At 68.3% G+C, this 17,313-nt stretch carries 21 protein-coding genes and 1 tRNA gene; 10 read left to right on the plus strand and 12 right to left on the minus strand.

The genetic code is table 11. The features are described 5' to 3' along the window. A partial coding sequence (locus RJ05_RS31240) for a hypothetical protein (protein WP_036531910.1) occupies positions 1 to 188 on the plus strand: 188 nt, incomplete at its 5' end. A 41-nt stretch (positions 189 to 229) separates the two neighbouring features. Then, positions 230 to 1,000 (plus strand): histidine utilization transcriptional repressor HutC, encoded by a 771-nt coding sequence (hutC, locus tag RJ05_RS01035; RefSeq protein WP_036531913.1) that lies wholly within the window; start codon positions 230 to 232, stop codon positions 998 to 1,000. Between the two features lie 54 nt (positions 1,001 to 1,054). On the opposite strand, the gene RJ05_RS01040 is transcribed toward hutC, so the two are convergent. The 4 genes from RJ05_RS01040 to RJ05_RS01050 form a co-directional block, all read right to left on the minus strand. Next, the gene (locus RJ05_RS01040) at positions 1,055 to 1,426 is read right to left on the minus strand and encodes a very short patch repair endonuclease (RefSeq protein WP_036531949.1); all 372 of its coding nucleotides are present in this window, start codon (positions 1,424 to 1,426) and stop codon (positions 1,055 to 1,057) included. A 41-nt stretch (positions 1,427 to 1,467) separates the two neighbouring features. Beyond that, the gene (locus tag RJ05_RS30650) at positions 1,468 to 1,608 is read right to left on the minus strand and encodes a hypothetical protein (protein ID WP_156090787.1); all 141 of its coding nucleotides are present in this window, start codon (positions 1,606 to 1,608) and stop codon (positions 1,468 to 1,470) included. Further along, positions 1,605 to 2,738 (minus strand): DNA cytosine methyltransferase, encoded by a 1,134-nt coding sequence (locus tag RJ05_RS01045; protein ID WP_174343879.1) that lies wholly within the window; start codon positions 2,736 to 2,738, stop codon positions 1,605 to 1,607. The genes RJ05_RS30650 and RJ05_RS01045 overlap by 4 nt, the downstream gene beginning before the upstream one ends. A 250-nt stretch (positions 2,739 to 2,988) precedes the next feature. Beyond that, positions 2,989 to 3,267 carry a putative quinol monooxygenase gene (locus tag RJ05_RS01050; protein WP_036531919.1) on the minus strand — a complete coding sequence of 93 codons (279 nt, stop codon included), beginning with the start codon at positions 3,265 to 3,267 and terminating at the stop codon, positions 2,989 to 2,991. 178 nt (positions 3,268 to 3,445) lie between these two features. Between RJ05_RS01050 and RJ05_RS01055 the strand changes: the two genes are divergently transcribed. From RJ05_RS01055 to RJ05_RS01065, 3 genes are read left to right on the plus strand one after another with little or no spacing between them, the layout of a single operon-like run. Then, a complete protein-coding gene (locus tag RJ05_RS01055) occupies positions 3,446 to 5,263 on the plus strand; it encodes an ABC transporter ATP-binding protein (RefSeq protein ID WP_036531922.1) in 1,818 nt (605 codons plus the stop codon). Further along, positions 5,260 to 7,260, plus strand: a complete 2,001-nt coding sequence (locus RJ05_RS01060) for an ABC transporter ATP-binding protein (RefSeq protein ID WP_036531924.1) — start codon at positions 5,260 to 5,262, stop codon at positions 7,258 to 7,260. Before RJ05_RS01055 ends, RJ05_RS01060 begins: the two co-directional genes overlap by 4 nt. A gap of 36 nt (positions 7,261 to 7,296) precedes the next feature. Further along, entirely contained in the window at positions 7,297 to 7,908 is a 612-nt protein-coding gene (locus RJ05_RS01065) for a putative glycolipid-binding domain-containing protein (protein WP_081597107.1), read from the plus strand. A gap of 135 nt (positions 7,909 to 8,043) precedes the next feature. Here the strand turns inward: RJ05_RS01065 and RJ05_RS01070 are convergent, their stop codons facing one another. Continuing rightward, positions 8,044 to 8,994, minus strand: a complete 951-nt coding sequence (locus RJ05_RS01070; RefSeq protein ID WP_036531930.1) for a prephenate dehydrogenase — start codon at positions 8,992 to 8,994, stop codon at positions 8,044 to 8,046. Between the two features lie 58 nt (positions 8,995 to 9,052). Here RJ05_RS01070 and RJ05_RS01075 point away from each other — a divergent pair, with 58 nt between their 5' ends. From RJ05_RS01075 to RJ05_RS01085, 3 genes are all read left to right on the plus strand, one after another. Further along, positions 9,053 to 9,592, plus strand: coding sequence for a tRNA adenosine deaminase-associated protein (locus RJ05_RS01075; RefSeq protein ID WP_036531932.1), 540 nt, complete (start codon positions 9,053 to 9,055; stop codon positions 9,590 to 9,592). Between the two features lie 97 nt (positions 9,593 to 9,689). Continuing rightward, entirely contained in the window at positions 9,690 to 10,124 is a 435-nt protein-coding gene (locus RJ05_RS01080; RefSeq protein WP_036531951.1) for a nucleoside deaminase, read from the plus strand. 54 nt (positions 10,125 to 10,178) lie between these two features. Next, positions 10,179 to 10,269: transfer RNA gene (locus RJ05_RS01085), tRNA-Ser, on the plus strand. Between the two features lie 59 nt (positions 10,270 to 10,328). Here RJ05_RS01085 and RJ05_RS01090 read toward each other — a convergent pair. The 6 genes from RJ05_RS01090 to RJ05_RS01115 all read right to left on the minus strand — a co-directional run bounded on the left by RJ05_RS01090 (position 10,329) and on the right by RJ05_RS01115 (position 14,496). After that, positions 10,329 to 10,580, minus strand: a complete 252-nt coding sequence (locus RJ05_RS01090) for a Txe/YoeB family addiction module toxin (protein ID WP_036531935.1) — start codon at positions 10,578 to 10,580, stop codon at positions 10,329 to 10,331. After that, positions 10,577 to 10,861 (minus strand): type II toxin-antitoxin system Phd/YefM family antitoxin, encoded by a 285-nt coding sequence (locus RJ05_RS01095; RefSeq protein ID WP_036531936.1) that lies wholly within the window; start codon positions 10,859 to 10,861, stop codon positions 10,577 to 10,579. The genes RJ05_RS01090 and RJ05_RS01095 overlap by 4 nt, the downstream gene beginning before the upstream one ends. Positions 10,862 to 10,905: 44 nt before the next feature. After that, the gene (locus RJ05_RS29155; RefSeq protein ID WP_051016053.1) at positions 10,906 to 11,880 is read right to left on the minus strand and encodes an AraC family transcriptional regulator; all 975 of its coding nucleotides are present in this window, start codon (positions 11,878 to 11,880) and stop codon (positions 10,906 to 10,908) included. A 98-nt stretch (positions 11,881 to 11,978) separates the two neighbouring features. Continuing rightward, positions 11,979 to 13,184: a cytochrome P450 family protein gene (locus tag RJ05_RS01105; protein ID WP_051016055.1), complete on the minus strand. Its 1,206-nt coding sequence runs from the start codon at positions 13,182 to 13,184 to the stop codon at positions 11,979 to 11,981. A gap of 193 nt (positions 13,185 to 13,377) precedes the next feature. Then, positions 13,378 to 14,001: a CAP family protein gene (locus RJ05_RS29715; protein WP_081597110.1), complete on the minus strand. Its 624-nt coding sequence runs from the start codon at positions 13,999 to 14,001 to the stop codon at positions 13,378 to 13,380. Positions 14,002 to 14,196: 195 nt separating this feature from the next. Beyond that, positions 14,197 to 14,496, minus strand: a complete 300-nt coding sequence (locus RJ05_RS01115) for a hypothetical protein (protein WP_036531937.1) — start codon at positions 14,494 to 14,496, stop codon at positions 14,197 to 14,199. Positions 14,497 to 14,690: 194 nt separating this feature from the next. On the opposite strand from RJ05_RS01115, the gene RJ05_RS01120 reads away from it, so the two are divergent. Further along, positions 14,691 to 15,863: a helix-turn-helix domain-containing protein gene (locus RJ05_RS01120; RefSeq protein ID WP_051016059.1), complete on the plus strand. Its 1,173-nt coding sequence runs from the start codon at positions 14,691 to 14,693 to the stop codon at positions 15,861 to 15,863. 334 nt (positions 15,864 to 16,197) lie between these two features. On the opposite strand, the gene RJ05_RS01125 is transcribed toward RJ05_RS01120, so the two are convergent. Continuing rightward, positions 16,198 to 17,091, minus strand: coding sequence for a LysR family transcriptional regulator (locus RJ05_RS01125; RefSeq protein ID WP_036531943.1), 894 nt, complete (start codon positions 17,089 to 17,091; stop codon positions 16,198 to 16,200). 61 nt (positions 17,092 to 17,152) lie between these two features. Here RJ05_RS01125 and RJ05_RS01130 point away from each other — a divergent pair. Beyond that, the coding region (locus tag RJ05_RS01130) for an SDR family NAD(P)-dependent oxidoreductase (RefSeq protein ID WP_036531947.1) at positions 17,153 to 17,313 on the plus strand (161 nt) is incomplete at its 3' end.

The raw sequence follows: 17,313 nt of genomic DNA on the forward strand, positions 1-17,313 counted from the left end.
GCCAGGACGTGCTGGCCGACGGCGAGCCCGGTGAACCCGCCGAGGACGTCATCGGTGGATGGGAGCAGCGCAGCGCGGCCCGGCTGCATCGCACGCAACGTATCCTCGGGGCAATCTCGGAATCGGGCGAACAAGATCTGGCGGCGCTGTCGGTCGCGACCAGGCAGCTTCGGGCGCTGGCGCGATGAGCACGCGGGCCGGTATGAAAACCCGTGAGGCAAGGGAACGGATGTCGGTGGTGGCGATCGAAGTAATCGATGCGGAGCTGGCGGAGCTCTACGGCGGGCTAGGGACCGAGTTCGCCGCCTATGAGCGCGTCAAGCAGCTGATCGTGTCGCAGATCAAAGTCGGCAGGTGGCGCGAGGGCGATCAGATCCCGTCGGAGAACCAGCTGGTCAACGCGCTGGGCCTGTCCCGGATGACGATCAACCGCGCGCTGCGCGATCTCACCGCCGAAGGCGTGCTCAATCGGGTGATGGGCGTGGGTACCTTCGTCGCGCCGACCAAGGCCGCTTCACCGTTGTTCGAAGTCAAGAACATCGCCGACGAGATCTCCGAGCGCGGGCACCGGCACCGCACCGAAGTCGTGTTCGTCCGCGCCGAAGACGCCGACGCCGGCCATCCGCTACTCGGTAACGACTTGAGCGGGAAGGTCTTTCATTCGCTGATCGTGCATTTCGAAGACGATGTGCCGATCCAGCTGGAAGACCGCTACGTCAACCCGGCCGAGGCCCCGCGGTACCTCGAACAGGATTTCACCGCGCAGACCCCGAACACCTACCTCAGCGAGGTGGCTCCGCTGGAACGCGGTGAACACGTGGTGGAGGCGGTGCTGGCCAGTGCGGAGGAAAGCCGGCTGCTCGGTATCGCGCGTTCGGAACCGTGCCTGCTGATCCGCCGCCGCACCTGGTCGCGTAGCGGGCTGGTGAGCGCGGCGCGGTTGATTCATCCGGGTTCGCGTAGTCGGTTGGAGGGGACGTTCGGGAGCGGTCAGGGCTGAGCCTCGGCCGCCATGCCGGTCGTCTGGTACTCGGCGAGGTTGTCGATGCGGCGCTCAGTGGTGCCGTACCGCGGCAGCGACCCGGTCGGCGGCTGCCACCGGATCCTCGTGCTCCCAGATCCGGATCACCTTCCACCCGGCAGCGGCCAGCGCCGCGTCGGTCGCGCGATCGCGTGCGACATTGGCCGCCAGTTTCTCGGCCCACCATTCGGCGTTGTTCTTCGGATAGGTGGCGTGTTCGGGACAGCTGTGCCAGAAGCAGCCGTCGACGTAGAGGGCGACGCGCAGGCGCGGAAAGATCACGTCGGCGCGGCGGCGCTGGCCGCGGATCGGCGGCCGGTCGACGAAGTAACGCAGGCCGCGGCGGTGCAGCTCGCGGCGTAACGCCAGCTCGGGCTCGGTGCCCGCGCGGCGCTGGCGGGACATGCGGGCGCTGGTCACGGGATCGGTGGGCGGGCGATGACTGGTCACGGCGTGTCCGGTCGGCTTCGTCGAATGGTCGACGGCGCGGAGGCGATGATCGGCGGCCGCTCGGCGCGGCGGCCGGGGATGGCGAAGGGCTGCGGCCGGATGCGGCGACGCAGGATCACCCACCGCTCGGCGGTCATGCCGCCCAGCCGCCCATGCGGTCGAGATGGGCTTGCACGTCGTCGAGAAAACCCGGCGGGAACCGCAGGCTGCCCATCGCCGTCCGCCGCAGGAATCCGGCGGTGGCGCGGGCGGAGAGCAGGCGGGAATCGGTAAGGAAATTCTTCAGATCCTCGTAGGGCTCGTGCACCGGCCAGGTCGACACCGGCACCTCGAACGCCCTGCCATCGTGGCCCCACGCGGCCACCGGCCACGGTTTGCCCGGTGGCAACGGCCGATCGCCGGGCAACGGCTCGAGCGGCGCCGCCAGCCGGGCGCCCACCCACGACGCCATCCGCACACTGACCGCATTGCCGACCAGCTTCCAGCGGTGCCCTTGCCGGATACCGGGCACCTCGGTCGCGGGCGTTGTCCAGTCGGGATCGAAGCCCTGCAACATCTCCCCGTCGACGATGCCCGGCGTCACGATCTCCCCGGAGGGCAGCCGGACAGCGGGCGGACTGGCGATACCGAGACCGGAACCGCCCTTGAGTGTCGGGACAGCGTTCACCGCCCAGCCGAGCCCGCGCACACCCTCGGTCCAGTAGAAGCCGCACGGATCGCTGTCGGCATCGCCGACCGTGCGCGCGCCCGCGTCCTCACCGAAGAGCACTCCGCGCGGATCCTCGGTGCGCGAGGCCAGCATGAGTACCCGGTTGCGGCGTTGCGGCAGGCCGAACGCACGGGCGTCGACCACCCGGTAGGCCCAGGTGTAGCCGAGTTCCTCCAGCGCGGCGGTGATGTGACGCATGGCCGCGCCGCGACCCAGTTGCAGCATGAACGGCACGTTCTCGATCAACAGCCACCGCGGCCCGCGTTTGCGCCGCACCAGCCGGAAGACCTCGTCGACCAGGCCGGACCGGTCGCCGGTGATACCTGCCGTCCGTCCCGCCTGCGACAGGTCCTGGCAGGGAAAACCCGCCGCGACCAGCTCCGTTCCGGCCGGGATAGCGCGCAGCCGGGTGATGTCGGAATGCAGCGGGACATCGGGGAAGCGGGCTGCCAATACCCCTTGCGCACCTGGATCGATCTCGCACAGCAGCTCGGTCTGCCAGCCGTTTTCGGCCAGCCCGAGTTCGAGCCCGCCGATCCCGGCGAACAGCCCGACCATCCGCGCGCCCGTCAACGATCGTCCTCCGTGTCTGATTTGCGCCGCCTGCGGCGTCGCGGGTTCGCGGCCCCCTGGTGTCGCGCGTCTGCGCTACCGCTGCTTGCCTTCGGCGTGCGCAGCGGCAACGCAGACGCGAGACGGGCCGCGAACTTGGGGGCTCGGTCTCGCTTCGCTCGAAAATTGGGTGTGACCGGCCATTGTATTCGGGGGTGTGAACCACGCCGGGCGGTACGTCGTCGGTGCGAAACGCTCAGAGCGGCACTTCGTTGGTGCAGTCGAATTCGCGGACGTCGGCGGCGGTGATCTGGACGTCGAGCTCGCCGGAGGTCCCCTCACCGCGGAATACCTCGACCGCCGCGCGGTTGGTCCAGCGTTCGTAGACGTTGACGCGGTTGGGCTCCAGCAGGTCCGCGCCGAGGGTGAAATCGAGGCAGCCAGGCGCCTCCCGCGCCTGCTCGACCACCTCGCGGCAGGCCTCGAGGTAGCGGTCCCGATCGGTGACTCTCAGGTATCCGGCGACGATCAGCACACCCGGAGTGTAAGTCCGGCACCGCCGGGTGGGCGGGAAGAAAATCGGTTGGCTGTTCCTGATCGCGGTGCCAGTCTGGACGGGCCCGTTTGTTGTCATACCCCACTGCGATGATCGAGGGCGTCGCCGGTGTCGGGGTGCGGATCGCCGGAGACATCCATGAACCGAAGGGGGAGATTTGTCCGTCACGTTGGACGCGCCTTCCGCTGACCCGGAGGCCGACAGACCAGCGCTGCCCGCGCGCGCGAAGGGGCGGCGCGCCTCGCTGCTCAGGTTCTGGCCGTACCTGCGGCCGTATCGCTTCCAGCTGATCGGCGCCACCGTGCTGTCGTCGGTCGCCATGTTGACCGCGGTGCTCACGCCGCTGGTGATCGCGCGCATCGTCGACGGCCCGATCGCGCGTGGCGATTTCGGCGGCGTCGTCGCGCCGGTGCTACTCGTTCTGGTGCTCGGCGTGATCGAAGCGGTCGGCGTGTGGGGCCGTCGCTGGCTGCTCGCCAAGCCCGCCACCCAGTTCGAGATCACCATGCGGGCCAAGATCTTCCGTGAACTGCAGGCCCTGTCCATCGGCAGGCACGATTCCTGGGAGTCGGGCCAGCTGCTCTCGCGCGCGGTCGACGATCTGGCCACCTTGCGCCGGTTCATCGGATTCGCTGGCCCGGTGCTGGTGATCCATGCCGTCGTCATCCCGGTGGGCCTGGCCGTGCTGGTGGCGATGAGCTGGCAGATCGGCGTGATCTTCGCCGTCGCCGCGGTACCGATCACGATCATCTGCATCCGGTTCGAACGCCGCTACGCCGGCGCCTCGCGTCGCTCGCAGGATCAATCCGGCGATCTGGCCACGACCGCGGAGGAATCCGCGCAGGGCATCCGGGTGCTCAAGGCCTTCGGTCGCGGCACCTTCTTCGGCACCCATTTCACCGCGCAGGCCCGCGAACTCCAGCGCACCGAGATGTACAAGGTGCGCCTGGACGCCACGTTGTGGGCGTCGCTGGTGGTGCTCTCGGAATCGATCCTGGTGTTCGCGCTCGGATTCGGTGCGTACGCGGTGGTCGGCGGCACGATGTCGCTCGGTGCCGCGGTCGGCGCCATCACGCTGGCGACCTTCCTACAGTGGCCGATCATCTGGACGGGCTTCCTGCTGGCCGAACTGAACGACGCGGGCACCGCGGCCGACCGGTACTGGGAGATCATCGACACCCCGATCGAGATCACCGATCCCGAACACCCGGCCGAGCTGCCGGAACGGATCGTCGGTGAACTACGACTCGACAGTGTGCGTTTCGGCTTTCCCGGGGCCGAAGCCGATGTGCTCCGCGACATTTCGCTGGTGGTCCGTCCGGGTGAGACGGTGGCGCTGGTGGGTGCGACTGGCAGCGGAAAGACCGCCCTGCTCAATCTGATCCCCCGGCTCTACGACGTCACCGGTGGCGTCATCACCATCGACGGCATCGACATCTCGACCCTGCGGGTGCGCGATCTGCGGTCGCTGGTGTCGGTGGCCTTCGAGGATCCGGTGCTGTTCTCGGCGAGTGTGCGCGAGAACGTCGCACTCGGCGACCCCGATGCCTCCGACGACGATGTGCGGCGCGCCCTGGAGATCGCGCAGGCGCTGGATTTCGTGTCGAACCTGCCGTGGGGGCTCGACACCCGGATCGGTGAGCAGGGGCTGAGCCTGTCCGGTGGGCAGCGGCAGCGGCTGGCGCTGGCCCGCGCGGTGCTCACCCGGGAGGGGCAGGAACGCCGCGCGCGCATCGTCGTCCTGGACGACCCGTTGTCGGCGCTCGATGTGCAGACCGAGGAGAAGGTGCAGGAACGCTTGCGCACCGCGCTGGCGGGCGCCACCACGTTGCTGGTCGCGCACCGGCCATCCACCGCCGCCCTCGCCGATCGCGTCGCCCTGCTGGCCGATGGCCGCGTCGTCGCCGAAGGGACCCACGATCACCTGCTGCGCACCAGCAGCCGCTACCGCGAACTGATGGGAGGTGAACGATGAGCAGCACCGACGGATCGGTGCCTGCGCAGGAATCCGGCGCCGGCACCGCCGTGCTCGAACGCACGGAAGAGGCCGCCGACTGGCGCGGTATCGCCAACGAGGACAAGGAAGTCACCGAGACCGGAAACCTGGTGCTCGCGGCGCGGTCACGGCGGCTACTGGCCGAACTGGTACGTCCGTACCGCAAGTTGGCCGCGCTGGCGCTCGCCATCATCGTCGTCGACAACGCCGCGACGGTAGCTGGGCCGCTGTTCGTCGCCTATGGGCTCGACCGCGGCATCAGCGCGGGCTGGGACGGCAACTGGGCCCCACTGCTGTGGGCGGCCGGCGGCTACCTCGGCGCGGCCCTGCTGGGTGGGCTCACCACCTTCTGCTTCGTGCGCGTCGCCGGCAGGCTCAGCCAGAACGTGCTGTTCGACCTGCGGATTCGCGCCTTCGCCCACGTACAACAACTCGACGTCGAGTTCCATGAGAAATACACCTCCGGCAAGGTCGTCGCCCGCCTCACCGGCGATATCGAAACCCTCCAGGAGCTACTGGAAGGCGCGCTGAACGAGGCGTTGAGTGCGATCCTTTCGGTCCTCACCATCGCCGTACTGCTGGTCTACCTGGACCTGACGCTGGCCGCTGTCGTGTTCGCCGGATTCGTGCCGCTGTTCCTGGTCACGCGCTGGGCCCAGCGCAGGCAGCGCGCCGGATACCGCCGCACCCGCGGTGCCATCGCCAAGGTCGTAGTGCAGTTCGTGGAGTCGATGGGCGGTATGCGCGCGGTACGGGCCTTCCGCCGCGAAGAGCGCAACGAATCGGTGCTCGCCCTCGAGGACGGCGCCTACCGGGAAGCCAACGTCACCGCGGTGCGCGGCATGGGTGAATACGCGGGCCTCACCCGCCTGCTCGGCAACCTCACCACCGTCGTGGTGATCATCGTCGGCGCCTGGCAGGTCATCGACGGCCATCTCGCCGTCGGCGTGCTGGCCGCCTACCTGCTGTATCTGAAGAATTTCTACGGCCCGCTCGACGAGCTGGCCCAGGTGTTCAACTCGTATCAGTCAGCGGCCGCCGCGCTGGAGAAGATCTCCGGCGTGCTGGAGGAGCGTCCGGCCGTCGCGGAACCCACCGATCCCGTGCCCCTTGGCAAGGTGGCCGGCGGGATGCGGTTGGACCGCGTCTGGTTCGACTACGCGTCCCGTCCCGGTGGAGCCGACGAAATAGGCGCTGAGCGGGGAGCGGGCGCGGCCCCTCGGGAAGCCACGGTCGCCGGGGCCGTGTCCGGTGGAGCCGAGTCCGCGGGGGATGGCCATTCACCGCGCGGTCCTGTGCTGCCCGTGCTGACCCTCGACATCCCGGCAGGCCAGGTCGTCGCGCTGGTGGGCCCCACCGGCGCGGGCAAATCCACCCTGGCCAAGCTGCTCACCCGCTTCTACGACCCGTCCGGTGGTGTCGTCACGTTGGACGGTATCGACCTGCGCCGGATCAGTGACGCCGACCTGCGCCGACACGTCGTCATGGTGACCCAGGAGGCCTACCTGTTCTCCGGTTCGGTGGCCGACAACATCCGGCTTGGCCGGCCCGACGCCACCGACGCCGAGGTGCACGACGCCGCGCGGGCGGTCGGGTTGTACGACTTCGTCCGGGCGCTGCCCGAGGGTTTCGACACCGACGTGCGCAAACGCGGTGGCAGGCTCTCGGCCGGGCAGCGGCAGTTGGTGGCCTTCGCGCGGGTGTTCCTCGCCGACCCGGCGGTGATCGTGCTCGACGAGGCCACCTCGAGCCTCGACATCCCCAGCGAACGCCTGGTGCAGGACGCCCTGGAGACGGTGCTGCGCGACCGGACCGCGGTGATCATCGCCCACCGGCTGTCCACCGTGGCCATCGCGGATCGGGTGCTGGTGCTGGAGGCGGGCCGCGTCGTGGAAGACGGCGCACCGCAGGAGCTGATCGCGGGCAACGGCCGTTTCGCGGGTTTGCACGCGGCGTGGCGCGAGTCGCTGGTGTGATGCGGTCATGACGCCGTTGTCGCTTACGGTAGATACGTGACGCACGCGACCGACGCAGCATCAGGCAACGAGAGCCCGTCGCCCTCACGGTGGCCCGCGGTCCTCACCTGGCGCGCGCATGACGCGACGCGGATGGAATCGGTCCGCGTGACCGTCAACGGCAACCGCATCCGGGCCACCGGCCGCATCATCGGCGGCGCCGGCGCCGAGCATCCGGCGTTCAGCGCTTCCTACGATCTGGTCACCGACGAGAACGGCGCCACCAAACGCCTCTCGCTGCGCAGCACCACCGCGGCGGGGGAGCGGCACGCCTCCATCTCCCGCGATGAGGAGAACTACTGGCTGATCGACGCCACCGGAACCCACATCCGCTCCACCTTCGGCGGCGCCCTCGATGTGGACGTGGTGCTCAGCCCGTTCTTCAACACCCTGCCGATCCGCCGCTTCAGCCTCCAGCACGCGGTCGAGGATGTGCAGGTCCCGGTCGTCTACGTGCGCCTGCCCGAGCTCACCGTGCAGGAAGCCAGCCTCGTCTACAGCAGCGCCAGCGACGGCATCAGCGTCCTGTCCCCGGTCTCCAGCGCGACCGTCACCGTCGACCAGGACGGTTTCCTGCTCGACTATCCGGGCCTGGCCGAACGCATCTGAGCATCGGCTCGGTGACGAACGGCCCGACGTGCCGACCACCGAGCTTCGCGTGGCCGAGATGGCACCTCGCTCGGGTAACTCTCGTCGACGATTCGGCGCCGGGCATCCGGCAGGCCGGGCTGATCGGCCCCGCGATCAGTCCAGCCGGGTGATCACACCACCACGCTGCCCGGCCTCCCGCAGCCGCTCCAACCAGTCCTGATCCCCGGGCCGGATATCGGTGATCTCCCACCGCCCGGTCGTCTCGTACCGTTGACGCCCGTCGTGCCCGGCTTCGGTGAGGTCGGCGAGCGAGCCGTCTTCGGCCAGCCGATCGCGGGCGGCGTTCAGCACGGTCAGGGTTTCGTCGAGCACCTCGAGCAGGGCGGCCGCGTTCGGTTCGCAGATGGCGCGCACCAGGTCGGGGGCGGTGGCCGCGACGCGGGTGCCGTCCCGGAACGAGCCGGCGGCCAGCCCGAGTGCCAGCTCACCACCGCCCGCGCCCGCGATCGCCAACGCCTCGGCCAGCACGTGCGGCAGATGCGAGATGCGGGCCACCGCGCGGTCGTGCTCCTCGGCGACGACCGGAACCACCACCGAACCGCAGGCCAGCGCCAGCCGCACCACCCGCGCCCACGGCTGTGGATGCGTGCCGCGGTCCACTCCGACAGCCCATGCCGCACCCTGGAAAAGGCCCGGATCGGTTGCCGCCCACCCGGACTGCGAGGTCCCCGCCATCGGATGCCCGCCGACGAAGCGCGCACCGAGCCCATGCCGCCGCACAGCCGCCGCGACCGGTGCTTTCACGCTCACCACGTCGGTCAGCGCGCAGTCCGGGGCGAACGTGGCGACAGCCGACAGGATCTGATCGACCGCGGGCATCGGCACCGCGACCACGATCAGCGCATCGGTCTGGGCCGCCCGGCGCAGCACCGCGGGCAGGTCGCCGGTGACGTCGAAGCCGTCCGCGCGGGCCGCCTCGCCACCGGCCTCCGACCGGTTGTACCCCCACGCCCGGAATCCGGCGCCGACCGCCGCGCGCAGCAGCGATCCGCCGATCAATCCGGTCCCGAGGACGCAGACGGGGGCTTGCTGATCACCAGTCACCGGAACAGATTCGCATACGACTTCAACATTTGAGCTCGAGCCGACTACCGTTGCGCCCATGGCAGCACAGCGCTCGGGCGGGAACAGGGCGACGTCGGACGATTTCGACGACGTGGAAGGTTTCGCGGTAGCCGTTGTCCGTGAAGACGGCACCTGGCGGTGTAGTCCGCTGAGCTCGGCCGCGCTCACCAGCCTGGCCGCAGCCGAAGACGAACTGAAGGCACTGCGCAGCTCCGGCGCGGTGTTCGGATTGCTCGACGTCGACGACGAATTCTTCGTGGTGGTTCGCCCCGCTCCCAGCGGCACCCGCCTGCTGGTCTCGGACGCCACCGCCGCGATCGACTACGACATCGCCGCCGACGTCCTCGAATCGCTGAACATCGAGATCCCCGATATCGATCCGGACGAATTGGACGATGTCGAGCCGTGGGAGGAGGGCGATCTCGGTGTGCTCGCCGACCTCGGCCTGCCCGAACCGGTGCTCAGCGTCATCCTCGCCGAAACCGACCTCTACCCCGACGAACAGCTCGGCATGATCGCCCAGCGCCTCGGCTTCGCCAACGAACTGTCGGCGGTGCTGGACAAACTGCCGCGCTGAGATGAGCGGAGCGCGGCCGGGCCCCGAGCCGAACATCGCCGGACGGGTCCGCCCTCACCCGGCGGATGCGCGGGCGGTCCGGCCCGCCGAGGCCGACATGATCCGCGCCGCGATCGAGGCCGCCCGCGCCGCGGATCCACGCGACGTCCCGGTGGGCGCGGTCGTCTTCGACGCCGACGGCCGCGAGCTGGCCCGCGCCGCCAATGCCAGGGAAGCCCTCGGCGACCCCACCGCGCACGCCGAGGTGCTGGCATTGCGCCGGGCCGCCGCCGTGCACGGTGACGGCTGGCGGCTGGCGGGTGCCACCCTCGCCGTCACCCTCGAACCCTGCACCATGTGCGCGGGCGCCCTGGTGCTGGCCCGCGTCGGCCGCCTGATCTTCGGTGCCTGGGAACCCAAAACCGGTGCCGTCGGCTCCCTGTGGGACGTGGTCCGCGACCGTCGCCTCAACCACCGCCCGGAAGTTCGTGGCGGCATCCTCGAATCCGAATGCGCGGCCCTGCTCGACGAGTTCTTCCACTCCCAACGCTGACTGGGCTGACCTGCCGATTTAGCGATCCGCGAGGCATCCGGTAGCCTAGTCGGCGGTGGCGTGTCCGAGCGGCCTAAGGAGCACGCCTCGAAAGCGTGTGAGGGGTAACCCCCCTCCGAGGGTTCAAATCCCTCCGCCACCGCCACGAGCCCCTCACCTGTCCATTCAGGTGAGGGGCTTTTTCGCAGGTTGCGCCGGGTGTGTTCAGCAGGCGATGACGACCACGTTGTCGTCGTCGGACCGGTAGACGATGCGGTGTTCGTGATCGATCCGGCGCGACCACCATCCGGACAGATTTTGCCGCAGCGGTTCGGGTGAGCCGGCACCTCCGGCGTTGCCGTTGCTGCGAATCTCGTCGATCATTCGGTTCAGTTTTCCGAGCATCGCTTGGTCGGTGTGCCGCCAGTAGAGATAGTCGGTCCATCCGGTATCGGTGAACGTGACCGTGCGGCTCATCGGTCGTCCTCGTCTGCGCCGGCGTCGGGATCAATGAGTTCGCGTACCGTGACCTGTCCCGCCTCGGCCTGCGCGATGCCCTGGGCCAGCCAAGCGGCGTTGGCCGGGTTGGACAGCAGATAGGCGGTTTCCGTCATCGCTTCCCACTCGCGCAAAGAGATGACCACCACGGGCTCCCGGCCGCCACCACGGGTGATCACCACCTGATCGTTGTCCTCGCCGGCAGCGTCGAGCACAGCCGAAAAGATAGTGCGTGCATCGGTTTCGTGCAGCGCGCGCATGTTGATTCATCTCCTCGAGATCTGAACGCGGAGCAAGGTCGCTGTTATGCGATGCGGCCGGTGGTCGTGCTGGGCGCCTCACCGCTGGACGAAGCGGTCGCGAGTTGCTCCGACAGCCGCCGCCTGCGAAAGTTCCGTGGCGTTTCACCGTATTCGGACTTGAACGCCGTCGAGAAACCGGCGCTGGTGAACCCGCATCGCGCGGCCACCTCGCCGATGGACAGCGGGCCCGGACGCGCCAGCAGGTCACGGGCGGCGCGCAGAGCTTCGGTGCGCCGCAGGTCCCGGTAGGTGATACCGGTCTGGTGGAGCACCGACCGCAGTTGCCTCGGCGACCAGCCGAGCGCATGGGCCACCGCGGGCAGCCGGACGTCACCCGAACCGAGGTTGTTCCGCACGAAAGAGCGTATGGCATCGAGGGTTTCGGCCGCTCCGGCTTGTTGCGGCCCGACGTCGCCGACGAGCATCAGGCACAGCAGCTCGGTGACCCGATCGCAGACCGCGTCGAATTCCAATGCCGTCAGGTTCGATCCACCGGCGAGCGTGGTGCCGAGCATGCTCAGCACCACCTGGCCGAGCGCGGTCGACATATCGAGCACCGGCCTGGAACCGCCGCCGCCCGACAGCCGCCGTTCGAGCTGCGCGCGTGGCAGCAGCAGCGCGTACGCCGTGGAAACGGGTAGCCGGACGCGGCAGGTCAGGTCCAGTCCCAGGACGAAGCCGTGGCGCGGCGGAACCCGGACGAGCCGGTCGGGCTGCTGGATGACGTATTCACCCTGCTCTGGGAACACGATCCAGCAGTGTTCGGCCGGCCCGCGCCGGATATGGGAGCGGCTGCGGTCCATCAGGTGATCGCCGCGCTGTTGTGCGCGCAGCAGGGTGTAGCCCGAGGATTCTTGAACCGTGATCCGCGCCCACCAGTTGGCCGGATCGCGGTAGCGGTGCTCGGCGGTCAGGAAATGATCGGTGACCTCGGTCCATACCGCCGCGCTCGCCACGGTCAGCTCGGAATACCGCATGTCGGAAGCTCGGTCACTCTGATGGTGATCTCCCCGTGTCCGCTCAGCGGTGGTCAGACCGGATTCTCGCATCTTCCCGCCCGAGGGACGTGGCCGGCTCAATCAACGGATCGGAGCTGAACCGGAACGCAGAGTGGGCCATTGGTCATGAATTGCGGCGCATACGGGATCTCGGCGGGCTCGCAGGCCAGGCGCAGCTGCGGGCAACGGTCGAACAAGGTGGCCAACGCGATGCGCGACTCCAGCCGGGCCAGATGGGCGCCGAGGCAGAAGTGCGGGCCGCGCCCGAATCCCAGCTGGTCCGAGTTATCGCGATCGATGTCGAAGACATCGGCGTCCGGGTATTTCCGCCGATCGCGCCCCACGCCGGCGTACCAGCCGACGATCGCGCCGGCGGGGATGTCGACGCCGGCGATCCGAACGTCGTGCAGGGCGTACCGGTTGAACATGGCGCAGGCCGCGTTCCGGTAGCGCAGGGTCTCCTCGACGACATCGGCCCACCGGTTTCCGGCCCGGGCCGCCGCGAGCTGGTCGGGGAAGGTGTAGAGCGCCACCACGGCATTGCCGAGCAGATGCATCGTGGTCTCGTGCCCGGCCACGATGATGATCCACAGCATCTCCACCAGCTCGGCGTCGGCGAGACCGTGTTCGGGTTGGGCCCGCACCAGATCCGAAGTGAGATCGTCACCCGGGTTGGCGTGCTTGTCGGCGACCAGCCCGGTCAAGTAGCCGACCATCTCCTGCATGGCGGCCTGGGTCTGTTCGCCCGTGCTGTTGTGTGAGATCAGGGTGGCGGTCCAGCCGCGGAACTTCGGCTGATCGCCGGCGGGAACGCCGAACAGTTCGCAGATCACCCCGACCGGCAACGGCATGGTGAAGTTGTCGACGAGATCGACCTCCAGCTGGTCGGCGAAGTTGTCGATCAGGTCGTTGGTGAGCTGCTGGATCCGTGGCTCGAGCTGAGCGACCCGGGCTGGGGTGAAGGCGCGGGCGATGGCCCGGCGCATCCGCAGATGGTCGGCGCCGTCCTTGTTGAGCAGGTGGTCGGCGTCGGTCAGCACCCGCAGCGGCCAGTCGGCGGGAACCGTCCCGTCATGCATCGCGGGGCAGTTCTTCGTGCTCTTGCTGAACACCGTGCCGTCACCGGCCAGGACCTCGCTCACCGCCTGGTGGCTGACCGCCATCCACGCCCGGACCCCGCCTGGCAGTTCGTAGGGCACGATCGGCCCGGTCCGGATCATCCGGTCGAAGGTGTCGATAACTGGCTCGCCCGCGGTGGGCAGTTGAATGAGGGACTCGGTCATGCGGTTCTCCGGTGCTGTGATCGGCCTCTGACTGCGCGCGTCGTTGAGCGCTCGACGAGTGTGGGCCGGGACCAGCGGCCATAACCACTCGAACCGGTATTTGTGCCCCGCAGCGAAATTCGTGCGCATCAGAGCGAAAAAGCGGCGCCGCATGCGCCGGTACGGTCCCCGGCCGGCAACGGGTGGACCGCACTCAGCGTGGACGCGGCACGTTCTCCTCGAACTGTCCGGAGACGTTGCCGTGTTCGAGGTAGAGGGCGACGACGACGTGCTTGTTGTTCTTCGTGGCGAATCCGATGCCGAGGCGGGTGCTCGCCTTCCACACGACCTGAGTGAAATGGCCGGTGTTCGCGGCGAATCCCGGCTTGGCGTAGTCGTAGTCCTTGATCTCGTCGTACCACATCTGTACGGCGGTCCGGACCTGCTGTACCGCGTCCGCTGTGCCACCGAAGGCCATGTAGAGGTTCTCCCCAGCATCGCTCTTGTACGGGCACGAGTGGTCGATCTGGGCCTTCTCGGCGTAGTACTGGGCGCACTGTCCCGCCTTGGCCACCAGATCTTGGACCAATGACATGGGCGGTGAACCGTGCCGAGCCCGGTATCGGTTGTGCGCGTCCAGTCCCGCTTGCGCGTACTGCTCCTGCCCGACAGCCGGTCCCGTACCGGTGACCAGCACAGTGAGCAAACCAGCGGCGACAACCGACCACAACCGTCCAGCACGCACGACAACCTCCCGGTGAAGAGCAGAGCACGATAGGAAACGACCAGAGAACACTGGAACACGAACGGCCCGAACGGATCCGGGCGAGCAGAGCATACCGTTGTCCTACTTGGTGCAGACCGGATTGCGCCGCCCGCTCACAGAGGGGTTGTCGGTATGTACCGACGCAGGTCGCTCACCCGTCCCGCTCGTCGTCATCGGACCGCCGATCGCGCGCCGGAGGCCACCACACCGCAGCCGCGATCACCGCGAGGGGCAGCCCGAGCGCGATACCGAACCCGACTGCGACGCTCACGGCCCGACCACCGTCCAGCGCGCGAAAGACATTCGGGGGCAGACGAATTCGACATCGCAGAGATGCATGATCGCATCCATGGTGAGGGGGTCGATATGGTTCGAGGCGGCGACGATCACCGCGTCGACGTCCGCACCGCGCACCTGCTCGGCCAGCGGTAGCGCCGACCGCTCGGCCGGAAACACCAGGTCGAACCCGAGTCTGCGCGCCAGACGCTGCACCTGCGCGGCATCCCATTCCGGTGCGGTGCTGATCTCCGAGTCGATCCACGCAAGCGCTGTCGGTCGTGCCCTCATCGCCTACCCCCTCGGTCGAATAGTGGACGGTCCCGCCGCCGATGGTGCCTGCGTTGTGGCAGCGGGCCTGGAACACATTCGCTGGCGGTCGGCGCGCGGAGTGCCAGTCGAGTGACAGGACGACCACCCACTGCCGCGTTACTCGAGTACCCTCGGAAGAGATTCGACGTGGACTTCCGGCAATGGAGGGCGCGATGACAACGACAGGTGACCGCATCGCCGGTCTACGTAAACTCGCGGGTCTCAAGCAAGTCCAGCTCGCTCAGCGAGCTCGCTACAGCCTGTCGATGGTGCGTGCGGTGGAGCAGAACCGTGAGCCGGCATCCCCGGGATTCGTTGCTGCTGTCGCGGGAGTGCTCGGTGTCGAACCCGAGTACTTGACCGGTACGCCGTATTACGAATTGATCGAGAAGGACGGGCCTTTGGAGGGTCTGGGCGAGTTGCGATCGCTGCTCGCTGAAGGCCCCTACGTCCGCGCGGTGGAACCGCCATCTCTAGCAGAGCTCGAAACCGAGATGGCGGCGGTCGACCTGGCATACCGGAACGATAAGGGCCGTTCAGCGCTTGCTCGCATTCCTGTACTGCTGCGCCAGTTGTACGGTGCGTTGCACGCCGCACGGGATGGCGAGCGCGGTCGGGTGTTCTCGCTGTTGTGTGCTGCGTATGTCACTACCGAGCGGCTGTGCAGGCGTTTCGGGTTCACTAACCTGGCGCCGACCGTTCTGGACCGCCTCGAATGGGCTGCTGCTGAGGCGGACGACCCGCTCTATGCTGCGCAGGCGAAGATCAAGCGTGCGCGGATCCTGATGTACCACAACGCGAATGACGTGGGCCTGCAACTCGTCGAGCAAGGCTTGGACATGATCGAAGGCGGCACCGACCGAGCCGATGCGGTCCGTGGGTACGGTCACCTATGCGGTGCGATCGTTGCCGCACGAGGCATTCGCCCTGATGCAGCCGCCGATCACATCGAGCATGCTCGCACCTTGGCGGCCACAATGCGCGGTGAATCGGACCTGTACGGAACCCTGTTCGGCCCCGCCAACGTCGGTATCCACGCCTGTGCTGTGGCACTCGAGTCCGGGGATCCTGATCGTGCCGCGCGTGAGGGTTCGGTCCTTGCCTTGCCCACCGCGATCGCCCCGCCCCGCGCGGGCCACCATTGGCAGGATGTGGCCAGGGCTTGGGTATTGGTCGGACAGCCGGACAAAGCGCTGCGAGCGCTTTACAAAGCCCGCGCCGCCGCTCCCCAGCAAACCCGTCTCCACCCCTCGGTCCGCGAAACCGTCTACGGCATAGCCTCGGCGCAACGACGCCAATCCGACAGCCTTCTCGGCTTCGCGCACTGGTTGGGGGCGACGCTTTAGACCCGTGATACTCGGCCGAGCGGCAATCGGCGTGGGTTCGGCCCGCGAATGCCGAGCCGAACCCTTGCGCCTCACCAGCCGGAGCCCGAGCCCCCCGATCCGGTGTTGGCAAGGATGGTGCCGATGATCATCTGCAAGATTCCGGCGACAGAGCCCACATATTCCACGGTGTTCCTCCGACTACTACTCATCGCCGACTGTTCGACGTAGCAGGGAATCTAGCCAGGAAAGTTCCGAAATGTTGACGTTTCACTGAACTGGCAGGTCATCAGCTATCGCTGAGCCAACCCTGCACCGCGATGGGCTCACCGCATGTCCGGGGCGGCTCCCACGCTCAGGGCCCGGTGCCGGCGCGGCGGGTGGCCTCGAGGTAGCCGAGGACGAGCGGGCGATGGTCGTCGCGGCGGCGGGCGACGGCGAGTTCGGCGGGTGCGACTCCGTGGATCGGCCGCACGACGACGTCGTCGCGGGCGATCAACGGTGCGTTGCCCGCGGCGAGCAGCACCAGGCCGAGTCCGGCGGCGACGGCCTCGTGGGTTTCCTCGGCGCTGGTGATCTCGGCGCCGATCACTGGTGGCCGCCCGGCACGGGAATCCATGGCGAGCCAGTAGTCGCGCAGTGGGCCTGCCCCCGGTGGGAGGGCGAGAAACGGCTCGTCGATGACGTCGGCGAAATCGATGGCCTCGCGTTCGGCCAGTCGATGCGAGGCCGGCAGCGCGATATTGCGCGGTTCACGCGCCACCACGACCGTGTCGAAGCGGTCCTGCTCGGGCAGCGGCAACCAGACGAACGCCACGTCGGTGCTGCCGTCGGCGAGCCCGGCCGTGGGATCGCCCCACGCGATCTGCCGTAAGGCGATGCTGATCTGCGGGAAACGTTCGGTCATCCGGGAGCGGACGGCGGGCAGCAGGCCGCGGCCGGGACTTGTGCTCATACCGATGACGAGCGTCGCCGCCTGGGTGGTTTTCGCGGCGTCGACGGCGGCGCGGGCGCTGTCCCATTCGGCGAGGATGGTGCGGGCGTGGGGGAGTAGGGCCGCGCCGACCGGTGTCAGCGTGACGGTGCGCCGGTCGCGGTCGAACAGTGGCGCGCCAAGCTGCCGTTCCAACGCGCGGATCTGTTTGCTCAGCGCGGGCTGGGAAATGAACAGCCGTTCGGCGGCGCGGCCGAAGTGCAGTTCTTCGGCGACGGCGACGAAGTAGCCGAGGTCGCGGCCGTGAACGTTCATAACCAATGGTTATCACGACGGGTCTTGGACGCGGGGTGTGACGCCGGGCCAGGATAGTCACATGAACGAACCCAAGGTTTGGCTGATCACCGGCGCGACAAGCGGATTCGGTCGCGCGCTCACCGAAGCGGCGATCGCGGCCGGCGATACCGTCGTCGCCGCGGTGCGGCGGCCCGAAGCGCTCGAGGCACTGGTCGCCGCGCACCCCGATCAGGTCGATCC

It is taken from the genome of Nocardia cyriacigeorgica NBRC 100375 (assembly GCF_000308555.1).
GTDB classification, from domain to species: domain Bacteria; phylum Actinomycetota; class Actinomycetes; order Mycobacteriales; family Mycobacteriaceae; genus Nocardia; species Nocardia cyriacigeorgica.

Bases quoted from the DNA above. Each gene is read 5' to 3' on its own strand.
- hutC (WP_036531913.1), top strand. From the start codon at position 230: ATGTCGGTGGTGGCGATCGAAGTAATCGATGCGGAGCTGGCGGAGCTC.
- RJ05_RS01040 (WP_036531949.1), bottom strand. From the start codon at position 1,426: ATGTCCCGCCAGCGCCGCGCGGGCACCGAGCCCGAGCTGGCGTTACGC.
- RJ05_RS30650 (WP_156090787.1), bottom strand. From the start codon at position 1,608: ATGACCGCCGAGCGGTGGGTGATCCTGCGTCGCCGCATCCGGCCGCAG.
- RJ05_RS01045 (WP_174343879.1), bottom strand. From the start codon at position 2,738: ATGGTCGGGCTGTTCGCCGGGATCGGCGGGCTCGAACTCGGGCTGGCC.
- RJ05_RS01060 (WP_036531924.1), top strand. From the start codon at position 5,260: ATGAGCAGCACCGACGGATCGGTGCCTGCGCAGGAATCCGGCGCCGGC.
- RJ05_RS01075 (WP_036531932.1), top strand. From the start codon at position 9,053: ATGGCAGCACAGCGCTCGGGCGGGAACAGGGCGACGTCGGACGATTTC.
- RJ05_RS01080 (WP_036531951.1), top strand. From the start codon at position 9,690: ATGATCCGCGCCGCGATCGAGGCCGCCCGCGCCGCGGATCCACGCGAC.
- RJ05_RS01090 (WP_036531935.1), bottom strand. From the start codon at position 10,580: ATGAGCCGCACGGTCACGTTCACCGATACCGGATGGACCGACTATCTC.
- RJ05_RS01095 (WP_036531936.1), bottom strand. From the start codon at position 10,861: ATGCGCGCGCTGCACGAAACCGATGCACGCACTATCTTTTCGGCTGTG.
- RJ05_RS29155 (WP_051016053.1), bottom strand. From the start codon at position 11,880: ATGCGGTATTCCGAGCTGACCGTGGCGAGCGCGGCGGTATGGACCGAG.
- RJ05_RS01105 (WP_051016055.1), bottom strand. From the start codon at position 13,184: ATGACCGAGTCCCTCATTCAACTGCCCACCGCGGGCGAGCCAGTTATC.
- RJ05_RS29715 (WP_081597110.1), bottom strand. From the start codon at position 14,001: ATGCTCTGCTCGCCCGGATCCGTTCGGGCCGTTCGTGTTCCAGTGTTC.
- RJ05_RS01115 (WP_036531937.1), bottom strand. From the start codon at position 14,496: ATGAGGGCACGACCGACAGCGCTTGCGTGGATCGACTCGGAGATCAGC.
- RJ05_RS01120 (WP_051016059.1), top strand. From the start codon at position 14,691: ATGACAACGACAGGTGACCGCATCGCCGGTCTACGTAAACTCGCGGGT.
- RJ05_RS01125 (WP_036531943.1), bottom strand. From the start codon at position 17,091: ATGAACGTTCACGGCCGCGACCTCGGCTACTTCGTCGCCGTCGCCGAA.